Origin of the sequence: Streptomyces sp. 15-116A (assembly GCF_025290915.1) — a bacterium.
Taxonomy (GTDB): Bacteria; Actinomycetota; Actinomycetes; order Streptomycetales; family Streptomycetaceae; genus Streptomyces.
In genome coordinates, this window is sequence record NZ_JAOCQE010000002.1 from 1 (window position 1) to 22,401 (window position 22,401).

Sequence of the window (22,401 nt, forward strand, 5' to 3'; positions counted from 1 at the left end):
GCGGGCGGGCCGGTAGGGGGCGAGGGCGGCGCGGGCGGCGGGCGGTATGCAGGAGCCGATCTGCCGCAGCCTCGCCTCCAGCCTCGGGTCGATCCGGTCGCGACCGCTGGTGATGGCTCTGGCCTGGGCGGGCTGCGCGGTGCCGGCGGCGACGGCGCGGCGGGTGCCGACCAGCTCGGCGGTCCAGGCTGCTTGGTCGTCCGGGTCGGCGGACGGCGTGGGATCGGAGTGCCGGGCCAGGCGGTCGCGCCGGTAGCTCTCCCAAGGGCGGGCCACGTCCGCGGGCAGGATCTGGTACGGCGAGACTCGGATGTGCTGTCGGGCGGTGACGCGGGCGTCCCAGCCGTGCGGAGTGGCCATCGGCACGTCGCCGAGCAGCTCGTGCCACTGGGCGAGCTGGTCGCGTGCCTCGCCCTGGTCGGTGCGGATGGTGCGGGGGTCGAGTCGGCCGATGTAGGCCAGCAGGGCGGCGATTTCGCGGCGGTCCACGGCTACTGCTCCGTTCCGGTCGGCTCGTTCAGGGCGGCGAGGAGGGCGGCGGTGTGGGCCTCTGCCCGCGTCATGCCGCCGGGTTGGCCGGGACCCGTGCCGGGCACGGCGTAGAGGTTCGGGCGGCCAGGGGGGTGCTCCCGGGCGACCCAGGAGCGCCAGTCGGCAGCCCAGGCAGCCGCCGGCCTCGGCTTGAAGCCGGCCCGGTGGGCACGCCACTTCGCGTCGGCCGCCTGCAGGCCCTGCTCGCCGAGGCGGTCGAGGTGTCCCTGCTGGCGGGCCCAGGTGTGGGTGGCTGGGTCGACCTGCCACTCGGCAGCCGAGAGGACGGCAGCACCACCACTGCTGTACCTCCGGTTCAAATCCGGTTCACTACGGTTCTGTGTGCCGGTTTCCGGTACATCGCTGTGCCGGTTTCCGGTACGTCGAGGTGCCGGTTTCCGTCGGGACCTGCCGGATTCCGGTACTGCCGGTTTCCGGGCCCTCGCAGGGGATTCCGGCACCTCACGCGGGCGGATGTTGTAGCGCCGCAGGGCCGAGATCCGGAGCGCCGGGGTGGCCTCGGTCCCCTCCGCCGGCGTCTGGTCGGGGTCCTCGTCGTCCACGGTCTCTGCCAGGGCCTTGGCGGCGAGGGGGAGGCGGTAGACGGTGCTGCGCTGCGGGCCGGTGAGGTCGTCAAGCTGCTCCAGCTCACCGGCGTCGACCAGACGGTCGATGGCTTCGCGGACCGTGGAGACGGAGGCGCGGGCGCGCTTGGCCAGGCTCGACAGCGAGGCCCAGGAAACGCACTGCTCGTCGCCTACCCGGTCGGCGATGGACAGCAGGACCAGACGCGCTGTCCCCCGGCTGCAGCTGTGCTCCCACACCCAGTCGCGGGCTTCGCTGCTCATCGGCAGCTCCTGACGAGCGGGCGGGTCCCGCGGCTAGGCGGGGCCATGATGGTGCGGTCCGGCTCGGGGCGCTGAGGCGCCGAGGCGGAGGTGGCTGCCGCGCAGGCCAGGCGAAAGGGCCTTTTGCGCAGGGCAGGAGGCATGCGATACTCCCCTTTGCAGTGTTGCCACGCTGAAGCGCCGCTTGGAAGGACTCAGCGTGGTGATGGTGGGCAATCTCCCGTCCTTGCCGGGGCGGGTGTGCCACTTAGCGTTCGGCGTCCGTGAGTTACCGCTCTCGGGCGCCGTCGCTGTTTGTGGACCTTCGCGGTCCGGTCCGTCGTCGTGGTCTCCTCACGTCCGTCGCGGCAGGCGGGCTGCCCGGGGACGACGAACATACGCACGGACCCGTGTCAAGATCCAGACTTGGTTCTTAAACTCTGTACTGGTTGCAGAGAGTCACCGGGTGATCGTGTGCCGCAAGTGCCCGTACGGCGCGACCTGGGACGCACCCACGCGTCGAAGCGCACCGTTGCCGCGGTTGCCTCGAACGCCGAGAGCGTGCCATTGTGTCCGAATTGGAACGGGTGTCTGTTATTCCCCGCAGTGGAAATGCGGGGTGGACGGGGTGCTTTCACTGCCGCCTCCACGCTTTCCGGTCGAAGATAAAATCCTGCATGCCAGACGTGACCTATGTCGCTGGCTGAATGTGGCTTGCGCCACGCCACCCGGCATACTCCTGCCGGTAGAAACGGACAGGCCGACCTGAAACAGGCGGTACGCGTCACACGGAAACGTGCTGGTGAGGAAGAACTTTCCATACAGTGGATCAGCTCGTCAACTCATGTTTATCGCGGGGTAGGGTGCTTGAAGTGACGACGAAGTCCACCCAGGAAAGGATCATGAAAGACTCGACCGAAGGCCAGGTGAGCCCCAGGGGGCTCATGGACCGCCTAAACCGCCTGTTCGACACAGTGCACCCGCCGGACCGCGGCCCCTTCAGTAACGCCGAGGTGGCCGAACTCATGGAGAAGCGCGGACTGGGCAAACTGTCGGCCCAGTACCTCTGGCTCCTGCGGACTGGGCAGCGAGATAACCCGACGAAGCGTCACCTCGAAGCGCTAGCAGGGTTTTTCGGTGTGGACCCCGCGTACTGGTTCGACGACGGCGTCGCCGAAAAGACCGTGCAGGAACTTGAGTTGCTCGCACTGCTTCGCGACACGAAGATCAAAAACGTTCTCCTTCGCCTGTCTGACGTTTCCGCAGACGGAAAGGATGCCGTCCTGGGAATCGTCGAGAGCGTACGAAAATCCGAGGGGTTGCCACCCTCAACTGGCTCGTAAAACGGCCGCGTTCAGTAAGTGATCAAGGAAAAGCAATGTGGTCCGCACGTAGGCTGCGCCGGCCTGACCTCTTGGCCGAGCTGCAGCTCCCGCACGTCACCAATATCCGCGACCTCAGCGACGAGGTCTCACGCCGCACGGGACGGAAGGTGGTCCTGGAGGCCCGTGAGCAGGCGCCCTCCGTGTGCGGGGCATGCGCCGTCACGGAGAGTGCCTTCCACGTGTACTACGACCCGCGGACCAGCTCCCTGCACCAGGACCACATCATTGCCCACGAGTTCAGCCACCTGCTGCTCGGCCACCACAAGAACCGCCCGGCGTCCGCGCTCTCCTCAACGATCTTCACCAGCGTGGGCTCGGCCACCGTCGAGATGATGTTGGGCCGTACCAAGTACGACGAGGACGAGGAGCGGGACACCGAGCTCCTCGCCTCGTTGATCCAGCGCCGGATCATCGACCGGTGGCTGCGCAGCGACGAGTCCTCCGGAGACGAAGTGCAGGACCGGGTCACGCACACGCTGCTGCGCCGACGGGAGGCCCGGCCGTGAAGGACCTGCTCCACCCGATCAGCCTCGTCGTCGCCACGCTCGGCTTCCTCTGCTTGCTGCGGGACGTGCCGACCCGCCGCCGAGACCCCGCCTTCACCGCGCTGGCCGCCGTTTTCCTGCTGTCAGGGCTGTCGTTCCTGTTCTCCATCACACTGATGTGGCAGTACCTCGATCATGTCCTGGGCGTGGTGAACCTCTCCGTACCCCTGGCGATGGGGTGCGTGGTCGCGCTGCTCGCCTGCCAGCAGATCGTCCTCACCTACTGGGGATCACCCCCCGAAGTTGCCCGCAGGAGGGCACGGGAGTGGCTAGCCGCAGGCTTCGCTGTGATCGCAGGGCTGCTGGTGCTGTTCGCCCTGCTGACGCCGAACGCGCCGCGACCGATCAACTTCACGCTGTACTACGCGCATGATGGCTGGTACGCCGCGTATCTCACCCTGTACGTCACGGCCTACACCATCGGCGAACTGTCCCTCGCCCGTGCCTGCTGGCGCCTGGCCCACCGCAGCACACGCGGGTCCGTCCGTATCGGCCTGCGCATCGTCGCCCTCGGCGCGACCGTCACTCTCGGATACAGCGCCGTGCGCATCGGGAACGTGATCGCCGGCGCCTTCAACGCGTCGCTCGCGGAGTGGGAGGGCTTCGCGTGGACCTGCGGCGATGTCGGAGCCATGCTCACGCTCATCGGCTGGCTAGTGCCCACCATCAACGATCAGGCTCAGAGTCTCCAGTACCGGATCAAGCAATACCGCAGCTACTACGGCCTACGCCCCCTGTGGCTGGCGTTCTACAGCGAGGCGCCCGAGATCGCACTGCCGATCGACCGAGTCGACCCGGCCCAGAGGCGCCGCTTCCGCAGCATCTCGATCCGGCTCTACCGCCGAGCAGTCGAGATCCGAGACGGACGGTTCGTGATCCGTCAGTACCTAGATGCCGCAGTCCGCGAAGCCAGCGAAGCCCGCCACCGGGCGCGAGGACTTCACGGAGAAGAGCTGTCCGCGGCCGTCACCGCCGACCAGATCCTCGCCGGAATCGCCGCCCGGGCCGCCGGTACCCGCCCGGAGACCGACCAGCTCACCGAGTTCGCCGACTCCGAACGCCAGACCAGCAGGCCCATGGACGACATCGACGCTCTCCTCGACGTAGCGCGCCACCTGCCCCGCCAGCCCGCACGAGCCCCCCACCTTGAGCAGGTCTCCGCATGACGACCGACCTCACCCACCAGCCCGCCCACGTCCAGCTCCAGGCCCTGGATCGCCGCGAGATCTCCAGCCGCGAACTGCTCGACCTCCATCTGGCGCAGATCGACGCCAGCCAGATCAACGCCGTCGTCACCCGCGACGACAGCGCCGCCCGAGCCGTCGCACACGCGGCCGACGAACGCCGCGCCCGCAACGAGAGCACCGGCATCCTCGACGGCCTTCCCCTCACGATCAAGGACAGCTTCGAGACGGCGGGCCTGCGCACCACCAGCGGTGCCGAAGACCTCGCCGATCACGTTCCCGCACACGATGCCGACGCCGTCGCCCGGCTCCGCCACCAAGGCGCCGTCATCATGGGCAAGACCAATACCCCGGCGTACTGCCAAGACCTGCACACCGACAACGTCCTGTTCGGCTCCACGCTTAACCCGCATGACCCCAAGCGCACTACCGGCGGCTCCTCCGGCGGCCCCGCCGCCGCCGTCGCCGCACACCTGACCCCCGCCGACCTCGGCAGCGACCTCGCCGGCTCCCTGCGGCTCCCCGCCCACTACTGCGGTGTCTACGGCCTGCGCCCGACGCAGGGACTCATCCCAGCCCGCGGCCACGTCCCTCGCCCGCCGGGGTGGATCACCAGCAGTGACATGGTCACCCCCGGCCCCCTGGCCCGCCACCCCCGAGACCTCGACCTGCTCCTCGCCGCACTGACGACACCGTCACCCGACGAGAACAACCCCTGGAGCGTCACGCTGCCCACGGCGCAACGCCCGATCAGCCAGCTCCGCGTGGCAGTGTGGGCCGACGACGCGAGCTGCCCAGTCGACCGCAACACCGCTGATGCTCTCGCCACCGTCGAACGGACGCTGACCTCCGTCGGCGCGAGTGTCCGCCATACCACGGGGCCGGTCGGCTTCGCTGACTCTCTGCGCCTCTTCGAGCAGCTCCTCTATGCCACCACGACCGCAGCCACCGACGACGACGCCGGCGCCGCCGAACTCGCCGCTGCCCGTGACCTGCACACGGACGATGCGAGCCCTCGAGCCGCCTTCCTCCGCCACCGAACGCAGACACACCGTGTCTGGCTCCGCGCCAACGAGGAGCGCCTCCGGCTCCGGCAGACGTGGCACCGGTTCTTCGCCGACGCCCAGCACGACGTCCTCATTACGCCCGCCGCTCCTACCGCGGCGATCCCAGCCGGGAGTCGCTCTCTCATGGTCGACGGCGTTGAACGGAGCTTCTTCGACCAGACCGGCTGGGCTAACCTGACCAGCCACGTCGGTCTGCCCAGCCTGGTCATGCCTGCTGCGCGTAGCGCCGATGGCCTCCCGATCGGTGTGCAGCTGGTAGGACCGTCCTATTCGGAGCGGTCCTTGCTCGTGATGGCCGAACACCTGGCGCCTCTGCTCGGTGGGACGGCCGGGGGTGTCATCGGATCATGGAGCGGATGACCTCTGCGTCGCCGTTGTAGGTGATGACGGCACCTTCATCCTCGGTAGGCGGTTCGAACCGAGCGAAGAAGTCGTCCAAGGCTTCCGGAGTCACGTTCAAGGCATTGGCGTCCTTGCGCTGGTTGCGCGCGGCGAGGCGCCGCAGGAGCTCCTCCCTGGAGGCCGGCAGGTAGACGAGCAGCGGGAGTCCGCCCGCGGCCCGGACTGTCTTCTTCCATTCCTCGCGATCGGCACGACGCCACAGGCCGTGGTCGAGGACGACGGCACGGCCCGCGCGCAGGTGCTCCGTGAGCTGCGCACGTACGGTCTCGACCGCAGGAGCCTCGCGCTCGAAATACCCGTGCTCGGGATAGTCGACCCCATACCGGCCGTGGAGGCGGTGGACCTCCTCGTCAACGCTGAGGCGGACAAGGCCCATCGCGGCGAGAGCCTGTGCAAGGTGCGTCTTGCCGGAGCCGGTGATCCCGATGAGCAGGACGGCGGTCGGCTTGCTCACGATGTCGCGCTCCCTCGCGGTACTGCTGATAGCTGCTGCTTACGTGCGGTCGCGTGGTCCGTAGACGGCGGCTGCCTGGCCGGTGTGGAGGGCCCAGTATCGGTCTCCGTAGCTGAAATGTCACCATTCCGTTGGATAGTTCACAAAACCGGCGGCTGACATGACGCGGCAGAGCGTGTCGCGATGGGCCCGGGCAGCGCCGCTGATCGAGTTCGCGTGGGTGTAGCAGGCGCCGTCGCTTTCCTCGGGGGAGGCGTTCATCCTCGTCCCCGTGTCCACCTCTTGGCCGTCCGAGGCGGCGAGGGTCAGGTCGACGGCCGCGCCGGCGCTGTGCGGCGCGATCTCCGGTGGGGAGACGTAGCGGCTTGCGGCCTCGTGGACGCGGCTGTCGCTCCAGTCGGGGTTTCCGCGACGCAGCTTGGTCGCGTACTCCTCGAAGTACGCCCGCTGGAGCGCCGGAGGCCGGTACCCCTCGACGACGAGCAGGCGGAACTCAGTGGGAAGCAGTCGCTGGGCGTGTTCCAGGCGCTCGATGAGCCCGTGCCGCAGGTGCGCGAAGTGGCCGTCGGGGTCCTGCTTGCGTTGATCGACGAGGAACAGGCCGGACGCCCGTATGTCGATGAGTTCCTCGCCGCAGTCCTGAACAGGGATGGCGGCGACCCGAGGGTCGGACATCAGCACGATCTTCAACTACGTCTCCTTCGACAGTAAAAGATGAGCGGTGCCGCAGACGTACGAGGGTGCTGGCGGTCAGGCCAGGCCGGCGCCCGGCATGGCCGCTGGTCCGGATGCGAAACGCGTGGAGTGCGCTGGTGAGTGGTCGATGGCCAAGTCGGGCCGCCATGCGGTGAGGAACTGGGCGCTGCACACGAACAGGCTGTCGGGGAGCTGATCGAGCGGGTGCCAAGCCCAGTCGCCGACGCTTTCGTCCGGCTGGGTGGGTGCGCTGGGGATTAGGTGTGCGTGGTGAGGTAGGCGGGGCCTTCGCCACGACGGGCCCGTTCGATGGCGTCGAGGCGAGCGAAGGCGCGCGGCGCCATCAGGCCCTGCCAGGTGGCGAGGTCGTGCACGGCCCACATGTCGTGCTCGGCGGGATCGAGTCGGATCCGAGCGAGCTGCTCTGCGGTGAGCCGGCCTCCGTCGAAGATGAGCCCTACCTTGTTCAGCGGCAGGCGGGGCCCGGCGTGCAGGAAGTGCGTCAGGAGTAGCTTCGGCGTATCTAGGTCCAGTTCGAGGCCAGTCTCTTCGACCGCTTCGCGGCGAGCGGTTTGCAGCGGGTCCTCTCCTTGGGCGTCCAGGTTGCCGCCCGGGAACTGCCAGAGGCGCGAGCCGTAGACCGAGCGCAGTTGAACCGGCCGGTCGTGTTCGTCGCGGATGTACAGGCAGCCGTACACCGTATGGTGGGGGACGGTCTGCGCGTACTGCGCGGGCGTCATCGGCATCGGTCGGCCTGGCCGTGCAGGGCGGTGGTCGAATGCCAAGGCGAGGACGCCGAGGCCCTCCTTGGCTGGCGGGTAGATGCTGCGCAGGTTGGCGAGCAGTTCTCCGGGCGGCCCGTTCGGGTCAATGCGCGCTGGGTCCTCTGAACTGAGCAGATCCTCGAAGGAGGGGTACGGGGTGATCCTCTGCACGATGACGTCGAGCTCCTGGCCTGTGTCGCGGTCGTGGAAGACGACCGTGTCGCCGACGGCAACGGCGCGCTTCTGCGGGGTGGCCACCCTCACTTCGATCGTCTTGCGCCCTGCCTCTACTTGAGAGTAGTACCGCGGGAGCAGGTGCATGTGGTGCTCCCGCGGTCCACCTCCTGTCGCCGGGTTCGGGACGGATGAGATCGCCTGTTGGGTGTCGTCCGGCACACGTGCCTCCGATCGATGGTCTGGCTGGTCCAGGGTTGAGAAGGGCGGTCGTTCGTGTCAGCTCAGCCGCATCCCCTTCGCAGGGACTTCGTCGATTGCGGTGGGGCGAGCGGTGGGCAGGCCCCAACGCTCTCGGGCTGTCTCAGCGGCGAGTCGGGCTTGCCGCGCTCCTGGCGGGCCCCATCCCAGAAGGGCGGTTGCCTGGGCGGGGGTTGCGAGCAGGCGTGCGAAGGGGCGGCCGGTGGCGGGGTCGACGGTCGCCGGCCCGATATCGGTGACCCGGGCGGCTAGGCGGAGCCGGGCGTTGGAGCCCACTCCGCCGTAGACCTCGCCGATCTCATCCAGCACCCAGCCCAGTCGCACCGGGTCGGTCAGGGTGAGCTGGGCTTCCTCGGCGGCTTCGCGGTGGAGGGTGTCCTCGGGTGTCGTGTCGGTCCTTTCCACAGTGCCGCCTGGCAGCATGGGCAGGGCGCCCCGGGGGCTTGGGTCGGCGACGAGGACGACCCGGCCGTCGGGCACGAAGCACCACGCCCAGGCTTGCTGCACGGGGAGCCGTTCAGGGACAGGGTCACGGTTGAGGGGGCTGTCCCACAGGGGCCGGTAGCGGACGTGGACGTCATGGCGGTCCAGGGGTGGGATATCGAGGATGTGCCGGCCGTCGGCGAGGTGGGCGGTGGCGGTGTTCCCGAGGCGGGCGCGGTAGGCGGCGAGCATGATCTGCCCGTCCACGGGGCGCAGCCGCTGCATCGCGTCCCGCGTTTCGAGGAAGGCGTACTCGGATAGTTCCTTGCGCGGCAGGCGGATCGCCTTCGCCTGGTCAGGGGTGAGGGTTCCGCCGTCGAAGACGTAGCGGATCTCTCCGGGGCATGGGATGCCGCGCCGGATGGCGGCGTGGTGTGACGAGAGGGAGTGGACGGCGAGCACGCTCGCCAGGGGCAGGTTCGGCAGACCCAGTTCTTCGGTGATCTCGCGTCGGCAGGCGTCGTGCGGGTGTTCGCCGGGTTCAACGACTCCTCCGGGCAACAGCCACCGGTCGTCCTCATGGTAGGTGGGGTGTACCAGCAGGACGCGGCCGACCTGGTCGGTGACGATCGCGGCGGCGCCGAGCCACACCGCGTGCCGAGAGGACACGGCGTACTGCGCTGGCGAGAAAGCAGCCCGAGGTGCAACGCGATCCGAAGGGGAAGCGGGGGAGGTCACGTGGCTCTGCCTTTCAGGACGGTGGGCGGGCGTGTCATGGCGCGGACGGGGGAGCGTGGATCAGGCGGCGCCGCCGCTCCGTCGCTGCAGCTCTCACTGGGACTGGAACAGCCTCGGTTCCTGGGTGAGTTGGTCGTAGGTGCCTTCCTAGATGATCTGTCCTTCGTCCAGGACGCCGATCCGGTTGCTGACGGCCACGTTGGTGAGTCGCGCTGGCGGCAGGGGGGGGTGTGCTGCGATCGGCGTCCGCGAGCGGACGACCGGCATGCCTGGGCCGACTTCGGCAGCCCGGCGACGGACATCAGCCGCTCGGCGTGCGGGCTGGTGATGAACCGCACGGTAGCGTGGCCGCGGACCGGGGCGGTTCTGGGGCGAGAGTGAACTTCATCCACGGAACGGCGTTCTCTCGGAAGGAATGCCCGACGGGCTCGATACCGCGTTGGTGGGGGAGGTCGAGACTGAAGCCGGTCACCATGATCATGTCTGTGGAGTCAGCGACGGAGATCAGGTGGGTGCCGCAGCGGGGGCAGAACCCGCGGCGAAGGTCTGGCCATGTCGAGTACCAGGTTGGTTCACCGCCGGGGCCTGTCCAGGCCAGCCCGTTCTTGTGGAAGCCGACCCAGAGTACGGCTGGTCCGCCGGAGATCCGGGTTTCGTGAGGACACGAGCACAGATGGGGATCATCCGGGAGGCCGCTTACCTCGTATGCGATGTCACCGCACTGGCATCGGCCGGTTCGGATCTCTGGGGCCAGGAGGGTGACAGCCTGTTCGGTGGCTTCGGATCCGTCGGCTTGCTGGCTCTCGGACACCAGGCGGGGCGGTGTGTGCACCAGCACCGGGTCACCGGAAGGACTGCGTGTGGTGTTGCAGATTTCGCGCTCGGTTTGTTCGGAGGGGCGGGTCGTCTCGGCCATGGATCTCCTCGGGGAAACGGGATGCGGACGGCAGGGTCGTGGAGGCTTCTAGCAGGTGCAGGGATCGATGGGTGGGACTCGACGCCCGTGAGCCGGGGTTCCGTCGGGCTCACGTATGCCGGACATAGCAGGCCGTCCTGGTCCGGCGCGCTTCAGCGCCAGCCCCACGTCTTTCGTCCGGCCGGGTCTACGGCGACGGCACACGGCCCGGCCACTGGAACACGAGGCGGCTGTGAGGCTTGTCCAGGACGTCGCCGGCGGGTAGCTGGCGGTCGGGGGTGCTAGCCGGGTGAACGGTCAGGACAGGGTCGTTTTGCTTGCCGTCGTTCGTGCGTACGTCGCGGTCCCAGGCTCTCACCGTGGCCGCCAGCTGCTCGGCGAGCTGCGGGCCGTGCTGGCCGAAGGCGTGGACGACCCACTCCCACTCCTTTTCGGCAGGGCTGTCACCGTGCCGGGTCTGGACGTGGATGAGGTAGGCCAGTGAGGCGTCGCCGAGGATCGCCGGCGCATCGCCGTCCTTCGCGATCCGGGTGACGCCCGTGCCTTTGTCCCGGTGGGCGGACAGACGGACGAAGCCTGGCAATGTGGTGGCCGCGTAGAGCTGCAGCGAGCCGAAGTAGAAGGCCGCCCCCATGGTGACCCCCGTGGCGACCTGGTGGCGCGGCCCGCGCAGCGCCTCTTCCAATCCCTTCGTCGAGGCGGGGGTGCCGTCCTCGAATCGGAGCTTCAGCTCGCCGCCGAGGAGGTCCACGGCCGGGATAGGGCGGGCGTGTTCGCCCTGGGCGCGGAGGAATCCGCAGTGCGTGAACTTCCGCGCGTGCAGCACCTCGCCGCGCCGCTCGAACGCGATCGCCCTGGTGTATCCGTGGATTTCGAGGGGCAGGACCAGGCGCCCGCCCTCAGCGACCTGCTCCCGCCAAGCTGGGGAGATGTCCCAGGAGTTGTAGGTGATCACGACTCCGTCGAAGCCTCCACGCGGTACGAGGTGCGAGGGGGCGCCGAGTGCCGCATCGCCCTGGAACGCGGTGACACGACCGCTGCCAGCCTCTGTGGTCAACCGCCGGGTGCGGTGCACGACGTAGGGGTCGATGTCGCCGGTGACCACCCTGCCCGTGGGGCCGGCCACATGGGCGATGAGCTCGGCGTTGTAGCCGCCGGATCCCGCCTCGAACACGATCGCTCCCGGCTTCAGGCACAGGCTTTGGAGCATGTCGGCCTGGAGCCAAGCCGCGGACACGGAACTGGTCGCTTTTCCTGCTTCGTCGCGGCGGGTGATGATGGCCCGGTCGCCTCCGTCGTACGCGGTCTTCAGGGCTTTCTCGGGGACGAAGCGGTGCCGGGGCACCGTGTGCAGCGCCTGCTGTACCGGTTCGGAGGGCGCCCAGCCGCCGTCGATGACCGTGTTGGTCATCTGCTGGCGCAGCCGGACAGCTTCTGCCGGTTCGCCGGGCACGGGCGGTTGGTCGATCGCGAGCGGATAGGAGTGGACCGGTGCAAGGCCAGGAATAACCCCGGGCCAGGTCGCGCCCAGGGCCTGCGCGGCTGGAGCGAACACGGGACCGAGGCAGGCCACGGCGTGCAGGTCATGCCACTCCCACCGGTCGAACAACTGCCGTTCTCGGTTGGCGAGGGTGCCGGACCATGCGGTGATACGGACGACCGCGGTGAGCCGCGGCACGCCGTGGCTGTCGTCGGCCAGCATCGTGACCACGTGCGCGTCCGAGGCCGAGGCGGTCAGGCCCGTCTCCTCGGCCAGTTCCCGAACCGCCGCCGCTTCGAAGGACTCCGCACCACTGGTCTTCCCGCCGGGAAGTTCCCACATGCCCCGGCGCGAGCGGCCGAGCAGGACCCGGCCGGCCTCGTCGGTGACGACCGCAAGGGCGCCTGTCACAGCCAGACCGGTGGGCGGTCGCTGCCGCTCCACCGCCCGGGTGCCGGTGTGGCACGGGCCGCGCAGGACCAGGACAGCGAGCTGGTCCGCCTCCAGCCGCTCGACGGTCTCCCAGCCTTCGGCGAGCAGGCGGACCTCGTCCTCGTCGAGGGCGATGTCCCGTCGTTCGGCCGGGGTGTGCTCGACCACGGGGGTGATGGCCACAAGCGTGCCGCCGGGCCGCAGTCGTTCACCGAGCCCGTGCAGGACGCGGCTGCGATCGCGCAGGAAGGGGTACATCAGCCGCATGGTGACCAGGTCGTAGCCGTCCTCGTGCAGATCTGCCGGGTCGTCGCGCTCGATGTCCAGGCAGATCCAGCGCACCCGCTCGACGTCGGCGTGTTCGTCCCGGGCCCGGGCGAGAGCACTGTCGGCGAAGTCGACGGCGTCCACCGTGTAGCCGAGGGAGGAAAGGTAGGCGGCCAGGCTGCCGGTGCCGCAGCCCACATCGAGCGCCCGTCCGCCGCCATCGGGAACGGGAGCGTGCTCGGCGAGCAGGGCCCGCTCGCGCTCACCGAGTTCCCGGAACCCCTTGCCGTCGGCATAGTGCTGCTGCCACTGGTCGCGGACGACGTACGCCATGGGCGTGCTCCTCAACTGCTCTTCAGCTGGTGGGTGGTGTGGTGTGCTGGTCAAAGACGGTTCGTTGCGCGGAGCCGGGCCAGGGTGCGGCGGCCTCGCTCGACGAGTTCCGGATCGCCGTGGGCGGCGCCGTATTGGATGCCGGAGACGGCATCCAATACGGACAGGACGACCAGGTGCTCTTCTTCGGCGAGGGACAGGGGGCGGCCGTAGCCGGTCATCAGGGCCTCGTGCAGGTCCGGCCGTCCGTGCCAGGCGTCGGACAAGCGGACGAAGTCCCTGACGGCCGGACCGCCTTCGCTTCTTTCGAAGTCGATCACGTACAAGGTGCCCGTCGACTGCTCCCAGCGAAGGTTCCGCCGCTGGAAGTCACCGTGCGTGGGAACCCTCTCCAGGGCCGGCAGACCAGCGGCCCCCTTTGCGGTGGCACGGATGAACGCCTCGTCCCCGGGCTCCAAGTAGGCGCGTGCGCCGTCGAGGTGCCGTTCCAGCTTCTCGAGCGGCAGAGAGTCGGGGAGGGGCGGCAGTGCCGGGGCGCTGCGGTGAATGGTTGCCGCGAGCTGCCCGATGCAGTGGAAGATCCGCCGCTCCTGGTCGGGCGGGTGGACGGCGCCGTGCAGGGAGCGGCCTGGCACCGTGGTGATGACGATGGCCCGCAGTGATTCGTCGGCGGCCACCAGACGGGGTGCCAGCGGGCCCAGATGGGGAACCCAGCTGCGGTATGCGGTCAGCTCGCGCTGGTGGAAGCGGTCGTTCTGGTGGATCTTGACAAACCACACCCAATCCTCGGCATCGCGTGCCCGCCACACCTGACTGCCCTTGCGTGCCCAGGAGACATCCGTCCAGCCGGTGATCCTGCCGATCGCCCGCTCGACGAAGTCCCGCACCGCGTACTCAGGGACCGTGCTGCTTGGACCGGCGTCGGGCACGAGGCGCAGCCGGTCGACGGCCGGGGCGTAGGCGATGGGATCGCCGGGCTCCTGGAAATGCAGGGCCATCCGGGCTCCGGCCCGGTAGGCGTCCAGCCCGGCCCGGCAGTAGGCCACCATGGGCTGCGGCAGCGCGTCGAGCGGGAACCAGCCCATGGCGTCGCACCTGTCCGGCTCCATGACGCGGGGGTTGCCGCGCCAGTGCCGGACCTCGAAGAAGAACCCGACGCGTGCGCCCCCGCCGGGGGAGCGGTGGTGCACGGTGACGGCCGCGCGGATATCAGCGGGGTCGACGATGACGCCGGTCTCCTCGCTGGTCTCCCGCACGAGCGCGGTGACGACATCCTCTCCGGGGTCGAGGTGACCAGATGGGAGATGCCACAGTCCTGTCGCGTAGACGTCGCCGGCCCGCCGGGACAGGAGCACTTCGGGGCCGGCCGCGGTATCGCGGACCGCGACCAGGTGCACGTCCAGGGGCTCGGTGTGCCGCCCCCCGCTCACCGGTCACCGCCGGGGCGGCGCGCGAGCAGTATGGTGAACGCGGTGTCCTCGACGAGCCGTTCGCCTCGGGCGTGTTCCTCCAGCAGCAAGTGGGCCTCCTGCTCGAACCGTGCGTGCTGATCGCCGAAGAGCGCCGGGCGGGCGAAGCTCGTGCTGCGTAGATAGCCGACCACGGCTGCGGGTGTCCACGTGCGGCGGACCGGGATCCGGTGCTCGCTGACGTCGCTGAACGCGGACTCGGCGAGGTCGTCCTCGTAGCGGCGCCCCGGCTCGGTGTACGCCCCAGCGGTGCCGGCCCGCCGCTCGGGGCCGAGGTAGGACTGGATGAGCCGCTGCAGATCTGCCGTCCACTGAGCTTGGTAGGTCCAGAGGCTGCCATCCCCCATGATCGCCACGCCGGCCCCGGGAGCGGTGACGCGGTCGGCCATCGTGAGGACCGCGGGGCGGGGCATCCAGTGAAACGCCCGCGCGCAGGTGACCAGGTCCGCTCGGTAGCCGTCGAACGGCGGCGTGAAGTCCTCGGCCCGCACGCAGTGGAAGCCAGCGGGACTGTCACCCAGGAGCGGGGCGAGGGTTTCAGTGGCCTCGCGGAGCATCCCTGGGTCCGGATCCACTAGGTCCAGGCGGGCCCCATGCACAAGAGCGGGGAGCAGCGCAGCTGCAACCTGTCCGGTCCCGGAGCCGAGATCGAGCACGACAGGCCGAGCGACACCTCTCACTGTGCCGACGAGTAGGCGGACCGCTTCGGACGGGATGCCCGGCCGGTATCGGGCGTAATCGGCCGCCGCAGAGGCGAACAGGTCCCCGGACTCTTCATCCGGGCGGCCCCTCATGCCTGCTCCAGCAGCGCGCGCAGCGCGGCGGCGTCCGCCTGGAGCTGTACTTCGTCCGGGCGGTTTGTATCTAGGGCCGTCCACGGGAGCGGACCGCCTGGCGCCGGGTCGGCGTGGTCGGCGTAGCGGGGAACGATGTGGGTGTGGAGGTGGGGCACCACGTTGCCGAGGGTGGAGTAGTTCATCTTCACCGGCTGGTAGAACGCCGTCAGGGCCTTGCCGAGCGTGAGGGTGTCGGCCCAGTACGCGGCGGCGTGGGCGTCTGAGAGGTCGGTGGGCTCGGCGACGTGCGGTGCGCTGCGGTGAATGAGTACGCAGTAGCCCCGGACCTGGCCCGAGCGCCACAGGTAGGCGTTGGCCACTTCGCCCTGGTGGAGCAGGATCCCCCAGCCGATGTCGTCGGCGGCGAAGTCGTCGTCACACATGGGGCAGCCCTGGCCGTCGCGGTGGCGGAGGAATTCCTCGGACCACCCGGCCGGTCGACTGGGGCCGTCGGCGGGCGGGGGAACGGGGTGCCGTTGCTGGGTCATGGACAACTCCCGAGCGATGGAGACGTCTGGTGGGGGACGGCGGCGAGCGGGGGCAGAGTCCAGGTGAGGGCCATCCGGCCGGGACCGGAGGCGACGCGCTGCGGGCCCCCGCCGTCCGGAACATCGACCCGGTACGTGTCCGGTCGGCCCGCCCGCTCCCAAGCGTCGTGGATGTCTTCGAGTTCGGCCCACACATCACGCGGCCCGTGCACGCGGACCATGCCGTCGTCGGGACCGGCCACCGCCCAGGAATCCTCCTCCGGGGCGACGATGGTCATCGCGTCGGCCTGGAAATCCCTGACCAAGCCCGGTGCCAGGTAGGCGGCGGCGATCCAGAAGCCGTAGGCGTCATCGCTGGGCGGCGCGAGCCGGGTCGGGCGCGGTCGGCCGGGGTCGGCCTTGACCTGGGGACGGTGGTTCACGGCGATGAGCCACTCGTAGCCGAGCAGGGGCCGGTGGCCGCGCGGCCTGCCCGTCAACACCGCCTGAAGCCTGCCCTTCATCGTGCGAGTGGCGCGCATCTGACCTGGCCAGCTGGGCGTTCTGGTCACGAGCGTGGTCAGCAGCGTTCCGCCGGGGGCGAGCTGCTCCACCCAGGCCAGCGGGATGCAGGGCACGCCGATGCCGGAATGGATCCGGTCATACGGCGCCCCGGTGGCGTGTCCGTTGAGCCCGTCACCTTCGACGACCGTCGCTCCCAGCCCGAGCTGGTCCAAGTTCCGCTGGGCGAACACGCTCATGTGCGGATCGCGTTCGACCCCGGTGGCACGGCCAGGGCCCGTGATGGCAGCGGCGAGCGCCAGGGAGATCCCCGGACCCGAACCAAGGTCCAGGAACCGCTGCCCACAATCCAGTTGGAGGCATTGCAACACCTCGACGGTGGCAGGGGCGTAGGTGCTCATGGAGGTCATGTGGCCGCCGGTCACCGGTCCTCGGCGAAGGGCGTCCAGCGGCTCGCCGTCACGCTGGAGCAAGACGGAGTCGCCACTGTGGACGAGGTCGAGCCACTCCGCCTGGTCGTCGGGGTGCGAGCCGTCGAGGAGCCGCCAGTCGATCGGATCCGCGCCTGGGCCGCTGACCCGGACGTATGCGTGGGGGAGAAGGACTTCCCGCCGCACACGCAGGAGGGCATCGCGCAGCCGCGGGTCGGTCAGCACGCCGTCGGCGACGAGGCGGTCGACCATCGCGGTTCTGGCGGCGGCCGTTGCGTCGAGCAGGTCAGCGGACATCCTTGGACGGTGTGATGTGCTCGATGTAGAACCCTCTCCTTGTTTCTGACCGGTTGGGCCTACGGCCGTTCTTGCAGTGCTTGCACCGGAAGGTGCGGGTGTATCCGGGATCTCTGCGCGGTGTTTGCAAGAGGAGTCCGGCTGTTGGGCGGCTTCAGGACCAGGCCGGTGCGTGTCCATGTCCGGGGTGCTCACTTCCGCCGCTCCCAACCGATCTCGGTATACAGCCGGCCGGCACGAATTCCCTCGATGGCCGCTCGGGTGTAGGGAACGGTCGGCTCCGGTAGGCGGTCGACAGGCCACCAGGCCCAACGGAGGCACTTGTCCGGCTCCAGCACACGGGGCTCGCCCTCCCATCGCCTGGGCCGGAAGAACAGCTGAACGCGCGGGACGGCGTCCTCGTGGTCCAGGAGGTGCACCGTATGCACGAGAACGAGGTCCTCCTCGGCGACGACCAGCTTCGCCTCCTCCATCGCCTCCCGTGCCACGCAGGTCCGGGCCGGTTCTCGTTCCACATGGCCGGCGAGCAGATGCCACTGGCCGCCCGCGTATGCCGAATCCGGGTGCCGCTGCCCGAGCAGCACCATGCCGTCCCGCTCCAGGTACAGGTGGCCGCCGATCACGTTGAGTTCCGCGCTCACGCCGTACCACCTTCGCCCGCCGCGGGATTGCGCTGTCCGTCGCCGGCGGGGGCGGCGCCGGGTGAAGGTGAGGGGGAGGGGACGGGTGGTTGCACGAGTGGATCTCCTGGAGGGGAGGGGACGGGCTGGGCTCCGGGCATCTGGCGGAGGCCGCGTAGTGGGGAGCGGTAGAGGACCACGAGGGGGACGAGGAGGAGGCAGGTGCCGACGGCCAGGGTGGGCCGTACCCCGATCCGCGTCCCGAGGCCGCCTGCGACCAGGGCGGCCACCGGCCGGGCGCCTGAGGTGAGCCAGGTACTCACGGCCTGCATGCGGGCCTGCATGTCATCGGCGGTGACGACCTGACGAATGGAGCGCTGGGTGGTTCCCGCCGCCGCGGCGCAGGCCAGCTGGAGAAACAGGGCGGCGCCGATGCCGATCTGCCATGCCCGGGCTGGGGAGGCGAGGAGCAGCGGGATCTGGGTGAGCGGGGTGAGTGCGAGCGCGACGAGCATCATCGGCCCGGCGCCGTACCGTCGCGCGAGGGCCGGGGCGGCAAGTGCTCCTGCCGCTGCGCCGAGGGCTCCCAGCCCCAGGACCACGCCGAAGGCGGTCGGGCTCATCGAAAGGGACTTGAGCAGGTTTGTCTCTGCAGAGATCGTGTCCCCCGCAGGTCGTGTCGCTTTACGAGTGGGTTGGCGACATGGTTGGTGTCGAGGAGTAGCGGGGCATCGTGTCGCTATTTCCACTCAAGGTCGTGATGAAGCCCACACTCTACTTGCCCGCCTTCGGACCACGCGGGTTTCAGGGATCTCGGTGGAAGCGACCGGGGACATCCTTCGGCAGGGGTCCGTGACCGCCCTCCGGCTGCGCTGAGCAGCGATAGTGATCGCGTTGATGTCCGGACCCGCCCGGTCCGGACATCAACGAGCGGCCATCGGCGCGACGGGCTGTGGTTCAGTGGCGCAGGCCCAGGCGGTCGTGGATGCGGCGCAGCCAGCCCGGTGCCCACCAGTTGAAGTCTCCGAACAGCCGCATGAGGGCGGGCATGAGCAGGGCGCGGACGATGAACGCGTCCACCAGGACGGCCAGCGTCAGCCCGACGCCGAGCATTTTCAGGTAGGTGATTCCGGAGGTGGCGAGGGCGCCGAGCACCACGGCGATGAGTACGGCGGCTGCGGTGACGAGACGTCCGGTGCGCTCGAGTCCGAGGGCCACGGCTTGGGTGTTGTCGCCGCTGCGGTAGTACTCCTCCTTGATACGGGAGAGGAGGAACACCTGATAGTCCATGGCGAGGCCGTAGGCGACACAGAACATCAGCACCGGCGCTGTCACGTCGACCCATCCGGTCGCTGTGAAGTCGCCGACGAGGCCGCGCAGGTGCCCGTCCTGGAAGACGTACACCATGGCGCCGAACGTCGCCGTCAGGCTGAGCACGGACAGCGCGATCGCCTGCAGGGGAATCAGTACCGAACCGGTGAGGGCGAACAGCAGCAGCGCGGTCGCCGCAATGACGATCAGCGCCGCCCACGGCAGCCGTTGCCCGATGGCGTCGCGGGTGTCGACCAGCGTGGCGGAGTCGCCCCCGATCAGTACTGGGGCGGGTGAGTCGAGGTCGCGGACGCGTTCGACCAGGGCGGTGCCGTCGGCCGAGATCGGCTCCACTTCGGTGACGGTCGACAGCCACGCCGAACCGTCCTTGGCGCGGAACCGCGCTGAGGCGTCCGACTGCGGGGCGACGAGCTTCCCTCTGGCGTAGCTGCCGAGAGCGGTGTCGACACGGGTGACGTGCGGCAGTCGGGACACGGTGGCGGCGTAATCGCTGAGCGCGGCGTCGTTCACCCGGCCGTCGAGGACGATCGGCGTGGCGGTGGTCTCCCGCGAGTCGAACCGGGTCCGCAGTTGCTCCGACGCCTGGTAGCCGGTGGACGCCTGGGGAAGCGTGCGGTGGTCGTTGATGCCGAACTCGACGCCGGCGAACGGCGTCGCCAGGCCCGTGAGCAGCGCCACGGTGGCGAGTGTGAAGAGGATCGGACGGCGCATGACCGCCATCGCGAGCCGATGCCACAGGCCCTCCTGGGCGGCGTCCCGGGCTGCGGTCGTGCGGCGCCTGCGCAGCAGACCGCGCAGGTCCAGCGCGTTGATGCGATGTCCGGCGACGGCCAGCAGCGCCGGCAGAACGACCAGCGCCACGACGGCCGTCAGCAGCGCCACGGCGATACCGGCGTAGGCGAACGACCGCAGGAAGTATCCCGGGAACACCAGCAGTGCGGACAGCGCCAGCGCGACGGTGACGGCGGAGAACAGCACAGTGCGGCCCGCGGTGTGCATCGCGACCGCGATCGCGTCACTCACTATCCGCCCGGCGCGCAGCTCTTCGCGGTAACGGGTGATCAGAAAAAGGCTGTAGTCGATCGCCAGGCCGAGTCCGAGGGCGGTGGTGAGGTTGAGGGAGAACACCGACACGTCGGTCACCGCGGTAATGGCGCGCAGGACGGCGAGGGTCCCGACGATCGAAACGATACCGGCCAGTAGCGGCAGCCCAGCGGCGAGCGCCGAGCCGAAGACCAGCACAAGGATCAGCAGGGTCAGCGGTGCGGTGAGCAGTTCGGCACGGGTGAGGTCCTTCTCGGCCTGCGCGTCGACCTCCCGGTCCAGCTGCGCCGCCCCGCTGACCCGCACGGTCAGACCGTCCCGCTTCCCGCCGACCCGGTCGACCACGCGGGCGGCCACGGCCTCGGCGGCGTCCTCGTCACCGTCCATGCGCAGCAGGAGCAGACCGATCCTGCCGTCCTCAGATCGCAACGACTCGGGACGGCCTGGAGACCAGTACGAATCCACGCCCCGTACGCCCGTGATGCCACGGACCCGCTCGGTCAGCGCGGTGCCCGCAGCGGCTGCTCCCGGCTCATCGACCGACCCGGGAGCCTCCGCCAGCAGGATCAGCTGCGGATCGCCCGCGTCGAACCGGCTCGCCAGGATCCGCTGAGCCTGTGCCGACGGCGCGTCAGGGTCGGTCAGCCCGCCGGAGCCCATCCGGTCACCGGCACCGACACCGAGCACACCCGCCAGGACGGTTGCCACCAATGCCAACAACAGGACGGCTGCCCGGTGGCGGGCTGCGAAGCGGCCCCACCGGGCCAGCACACCGTCGGGTACGGGCGTAGTCGCTCGGGGAGCTGCCGGAGGTAGCTGCGTACGGGCGGTGGAAGGTTGGGGCGGCGGGGCCTTGTGGTTGGACATGCCCTCAGAGTCGGCGTGTGATCCCGGCGTTGGCTTGAACAGATCCGCTGCCCTGGTCGCGCCAGCCGGCTGCCCGCATCGCCTCGGTGGGGGTGAGGCCGAACATCGCGCGACAGGTCCGTGACAAGTGGGCGCTGTCCGCGAACCCGGCCTCATGGGCGGCGTCGGTCAGCGTGTCCCCGGTGCGTACGGCTTCGACTGCTCTGCGGAGGCACATCCATCGCCGCCAGGCCGGGTAGGCCAGTCCGAGCTGGTCGGCGAACAGATGCCCAAGCCTGCTCGGGGAGATTCCGACCGCTGCGGCCAACTCGGTCAATTCCGGCGGCCCACCCGATCGTTGCGCACCCATGCGCAGAGCCCGGGCAAGGCGGGGATGCAAAGGGGCCTGCGGGCTCCTTTGCTCGACGAGGGCGGCGAAGGCCAGCCAGCCGGCCGCGCGATCGAGAGGAAGGTCGGCTGCGGCCAGGCGAACGGCAAGCGTGCGGCCGGCAGATGCGGACGGCTCCACATAGGTGGACACGCCCCTGGCGCCGGGCGATGCCCGGACCTCATGCCGGACCCCTGCGGGGATGACCGCTTCGCCGCGGGTCGTTGCCTCGCCGCCGTACACGTCGGCCAGCACTACTTCGCCTGCCGTGACCATCAGCACCTGCACGCACGCATGGGCGTGCAGGGGCGACGAGCCGATGGCGCCGGTGAAAGTCAGCCGCCCCGGCTCGACAGTCAGCGCGCCAGACCATCGGCCTTCCACACTGTGCATGTCATGGCGGGCCATCAGGTCCTCCGATGTCTGCCCTGGGGACCACAGCGCCGGCGAACCCGCACGCTCACGGTGACGGCATGGCGACACGCCCCCCCATCATCGTTACGAGGCGATGATATCGGCCACAGCCTGTGTGCGCATCGCTCAAGGCATCACGTCGTCGTGCTCGGACATCTGCAAGCGACCGCCGCCACCGCAGCCGTGGCCCGTCCTGGAGCGCTCAAGCACTGGGCGGGACTGCTGGTTAGGGCCACCGCCCTCGCTTGAGTTGACCTGGGCATCAAGGTGTGACCCGAGCGCGCCCTGCCGGTCGCTCGGCACGAAGCGGCGGCACCCGATCGGGCTCCCGCTGCTGGGGCGGCGACCCGGTCCTGCCAGCTGCGGGCGGGGTGCCCGAACCTAACAAGCACTTTATGTAACTGATCCAGTACGTTATGTGACGTGTTCGTGATGCGGGGCTTCCGGTTGTCAGCGGTCACAGCGGTTGTCGCTGTGGTGCTGGCCGCTCTGGTGCACATGCTGGCCTGCGCGCACGGGCCGGAGCTCGGGCGTGCCGCCGGATCGGACTCGCTTCCGGTCGCGGCCGTGGCCGCCACCGCCGTGCCCGCACCAGGTCCGGTGTCCGGGTCGGCCGACGGGGAGCAGGGGCTGCGGTTCTCCGACTGCATGGGCGTGGATGAGCCCAGTGTGCTGACACGGGAGGTAGGTGCACCGGCGCCGGACGCAGTAGCGGCCATGGGCGCGATGACCGAGAGTGAGCCGCTTGCGGTTGCCGGGCGGAGGGCTCCGGCGTTGGGCCCGCCGGGGGATCACGGCGGGCAGCGGCGGGTGCGGGCGGTGCTGGGGGTGTGGCGGACCTGATCGGGACGCACCG

Annotated in this window: 20 protein-coding genes and 2 pseudogenes; 5 read left to right on the forward strand and 17 right to left on the reverse strand. The window is 69.6% G+C overall.

The features are described from left to right. A partial coding sequence (locus tag N4P33_RS00555) for a hypothetical protein (RefSeq protein ID WP_260824165.1) occupies positions 1 to 489 on the reverse strand: 489 nt, incomplete at its 3' end. A gap of 2 nt (positions 490 to 491) precedes the next feature. Next, complete coding sequence (locus N4P33_RS00560; protein WP_260824166.1) at positions 492 to 1,379, reverse strand: helix-turn-helix domain-containing protein; 888 nt, start codon at positions 1,377 to 1,379, stop codon at positions 492 to 494. A gap of 851 nt (positions 1,380 to 2,230) precedes the next feature. Between N4P33_RS00560 and N4P33_RS00565 the strand changes: the two genes are divergently transcribed. The 4 genes from N4P33_RS00565 (at position 2,231) to N4P33_RS00580 (ending at position 5,899) form a co-directional block, all read left to right on the forward strand. Then, complete coding sequence (locus N4P33_RS00565) at positions 2,231 to 2,701, forward strand: XRE family transcriptional regulator (RefSeq protein ID WP_229840011.1); 471 nt, start codon at positions 2,231 to 2,233, stop codon at positions 2,699 to 2,701. Positions 2,702 to 2,772: 71 nt separating this feature from the next. Further along, entirely contained in the window at positions 2,773 to 3,249 is a 477-nt protein-coding gene (locus N4P33_RS00570; protein WP_242705806.1) for a hypothetical protein, read from the forward strand. Then, on the forward strand, positions 3,246 to 4,454 hold the full coding sequence (locus N4P33_RS00575) for an MAB_1171c family putative transporter (protein WP_055493679.1): 1,209 nt from the start codon (positions 3,246 to 3,248) through the stop codon (positions 4,452 to 4,454). Before N4P33_RS00570 ends, N4P33_RS00575 begins: the two co-directional genes overlap by 4 nt. Continuing rightward, complete coding sequence (locus N4P33_RS00580) at positions 4,451 to 5,899, forward strand: amidase family protein (protein WP_260824167.1); 1,449 nt, start codon at positions 4,451 to 4,453, stop codon at positions 5,897 to 5,899. The genes N4P33_RS00575 and N4P33_RS00580 overlap by 4 nt, the downstream gene beginning before the upstream one ends. Here the strand turns inward: N4P33_RS00580 and N4P33_RS00585 are convergent. The 15 genes and pseudogenes from N4P33_RS00585 to N4P33_RS00655 form a co-directional block, all read right to left on the reverse strand. Then, positions 5,877 to 6,395: an ATP-binding protein gene (locus tag N4P33_RS00585; protein WP_165684251.1), complete on the reverse strand. Its 519-nt coding sequence runs from the start codon at positions 6,393 to 6,395 to the stop codon at positions 5,877 to 5,879. The genes N4P33_RS00580 and N4P33_RS00585 overlap by 23 nt on opposite strands. Positions 6,396 to 6,434: 39 nt before the next feature. Next, positions 6,435 to 7,070: pseudogene (locus N4P33_RS00590) on the reverse strand (M15 family metallopeptidase). Between the two features lie 75 nt (positions 7,071 to 7,145). After that, positions 7,146 to 7,334 (reverse strand): annotated as a pseudogene (locus tag N4P33_RS00595) (NUDIX hydrolase); the annotation flags it as partial. Positions 7,335 to 7,348: 14 nt separating this feature from the next. Continuing rightward, positions 7,349 to 8,176 (reverse strand): NUDIX domain-containing protein, encoded by an 828-nt coding sequence (locus tag N4P33_RS00600; protein WP_260824168.1) that lies wholly within the window; start codon positions 8,174 to 8,176, stop codon positions 7,349 to 7,351. A 132-nt stretch (positions 8,177 to 8,308) separates the two neighbouring features. Next, complete coding sequence (locus tag N4P33_RS00605; protein WP_260824169.1) at positions 8,309 to 9,382, reverse strand: NUDIX hydrolase; 1,074 nt, start codon at positions 9,380 to 9,382, stop codon at positions 8,309 to 8,311. 370 nt (positions 9,383 to 9,752) lie between these two features. Next, the gene (locus tag N4P33_RS00610; RefSeq protein WP_260824170.1) at positions 9,753 to 10,367 is read right to left on the reverse strand and encodes a GFA family protein; all 615 of its coding nucleotides are present in this window, start codon (positions 10,365 to 10,367) and stop codon (positions 9,753 to 9,755) included. 187 nt (positions 10,368 to 10,554) lie between these two features. Next, complete coding sequence (gene fxlM, locus N4P33_RS00615) at positions 10,555 to 12,879, reverse strand: methyltransferase, FxLD system (protein ID WP_260824171.1); 2,325 nt, start codon at positions 12,877 to 12,879, stop codon at positions 10,555 to 10,557. Positions 12,880 to 12,929: 50 nt separating this feature from the next. Then, positions 12,930 to 14,309, reverse strand: coding sequence for a phosphotransferase (locus tag N4P33_RS00620; RefSeq protein ID WP_260824172.1), 1,380 nt, complete (start codon positions 14,307 to 14,309; stop codon positions 12,930 to 12,932). Next, entirely contained in the window at positions 14,306 to 15,142 is an 837-nt protein-coding gene (locus tag N4P33_RS00625) for a class I SAM-dependent methyltransferase (protein WP_260824173.1), read from the reverse strand. Before N4P33_RS00625 ends, N4P33_RS00620 begins: the two co-directional genes overlap by 4 nt. Continuing rightward, positions 15,139 to 15,672 carry an HIT family protein gene (locus N4P33_RS00630; RefSeq protein ID WP_260824174.1) on the reverse strand — a complete coding sequence of 178 codons (534 nt, stop codon included), beginning with the start codon at positions 15,670 to 15,672 and terminating at the stop codon, positions 15,139 to 15,141. Before N4P33_RS00630 ends, N4P33_RS00625 begins: the two co-directional genes overlap by 4 nt. Next, complete coding sequence (locus N4P33_RS00635; protein ID WP_260824175.1) at positions 15,669 to 16,901, reverse strand: methyltransferase; 1,233 nt, start codon at positions 16,899 to 16,901, stop codon at positions 15,669 to 15,671. Before N4P33_RS00635 ends, N4P33_RS00630 begins: the two co-directional genes overlap by 4 nt. A gap of 191 nt (positions 16,902 to 17,092) precedes the next feature. Beyond that, the gene (locus tag N4P33_RS00640) at positions 17,093 to 17,542 is read right to left on the reverse strand and encodes an NUDIX domain-containing protein (protein ID WP_260824176.1); all 450 of its coding nucleotides are present in this window, start codon (positions 17,540 to 17,542) and stop codon (positions 17,093 to 17,095) included. Continuing rightward, positions 17,539 to 18,180 carry an MFS transporter gene (locus N4P33_RS00645; RefSeq protein ID WP_260824232.1) on the reverse strand — a complete coding sequence of 214 codons (642 nt, stop codon included), beginning with the start codon at positions 18,178 to 18,180 and terminating at the stop codon, positions 17,539 to 17,541. The genes N4P33_RS00640 and N4P33_RS00645 overlap by 4 nt, the downstream gene beginning before the upstream one ends. A gap of 298 nt (positions 18,181 to 18,478) precedes the next feature. After that, positions 18,479 to 20,605 carry an MMPL family transporter gene (locus tag N4P33_RS00650; protein ID WP_260824177.1) on the reverse strand — a complete coding sequence of 709 codons (2,127 nt, stop codon included), beginning with the start codon at positions 20,603 to 20,605 and terminating at the stop codon, positions 18,479 to 18,481. Between the two features lie 163 nt (positions 20,606 to 20,768). Then, positions 20,769 to 21,539, reverse strand: a complete 771-nt coding sequence (locus tag N4P33_RS00655) for an AraC family transcriptional regulator (protein WP_260824178.1) — start codon at positions 21,537 to 21,539, stop codon at positions 20,769 to 20,771. 429 nt (positions 21,540 to 21,968) lie between these two features. Here N4P33_RS00655 and N4P33_RS00660 point away from each other — a divergent pair, with 429 nt between their 5' ends. Then, the gene (locus N4P33_RS00660) at positions 21,969 to 22,388 is read left to right on the forward strand and encodes a hypothetical protein (RefSeq protein ID WP_260824179.1); all 420 of its coding nucleotides are present in this window, start codon (positions 21,969 to 21,971) and stop codon (positions 22,386 to 22,388) included. Positions 22,389 to 22,401 lie beyond the last annotated feature (13 nt).

What these genes read in the sequence shown, in the direction of transcription:
- N4P33_RS00580 (WP_260824167.1), top strand. Translation starts at nt 4,451, where the DNA reads ATGACGACCGACCTCACCCACCAGCCCGCCCACGTCCAGCTCCAGGCC.
- N4P33_RS00600 (WP_260824168.1), bottom strand. Translation starts at nt 8,176, where the DNA reads ATGCACCTGCTCCCGCGGTACTACTCTCAAGTAGAGGCAGGGCGCAAG.
- N4P33_RS00625 (WP_260824173.1), bottom strand. Translation starts at nt 15,142, where the DNA reads ATGAGGGGCCGCCCGGATGAAGAGTCCGGGGACCTGTTCGCCTCTGCG.
- N4P33_RS00560 (WP_260824166.1), bottom strand. Translation starts at nt 1,379, where the DNA reads ATGAGCAGCGAAGCCCGCGACTGGGTGTGGGAGCACAGCTGCAGCCGG.
- fxlM (WP_260824171.1), bottom strand. Translation starts at nt 12,879, where the DNA reads ATGGCGTACGTCGTCCGCGACCAGTGGCAGCAGCACTATGCCGACGGC.
- N4P33_RS00635 (WP_260824175.1), bottom strand. Translation starts at nt 16,901, where the DNA reads ATGTCCGCTGACCTGCTCGACGCAACGGCCGCCGCCAGAACCGCGATG.
- N4P33_RS00610 (WP_260824170.1), bottom strand. Translation starts at nt 10,367, where the DNA reads ATGGCCGAGACGACCCGCCCCTCCGAACAAACCGAGCGCGAAATCTGC.
- N4P33_RS00630 (WP_260824174.1), bottom strand. Translation starts at nt 15,672, where the DNA reads ATGACCCAGCAACGGCACCCCGTTCCCCCGCCCGCCGACGGCCCCAGT.
- N4P33_RS00655 (WP_260824178.1), bottom strand. Translation starts at nt 21,539, where the DNA reads ATGGCCCGCCATGACATGCACAGTGTGGAAGGCCGATGGTCTGGCGCG.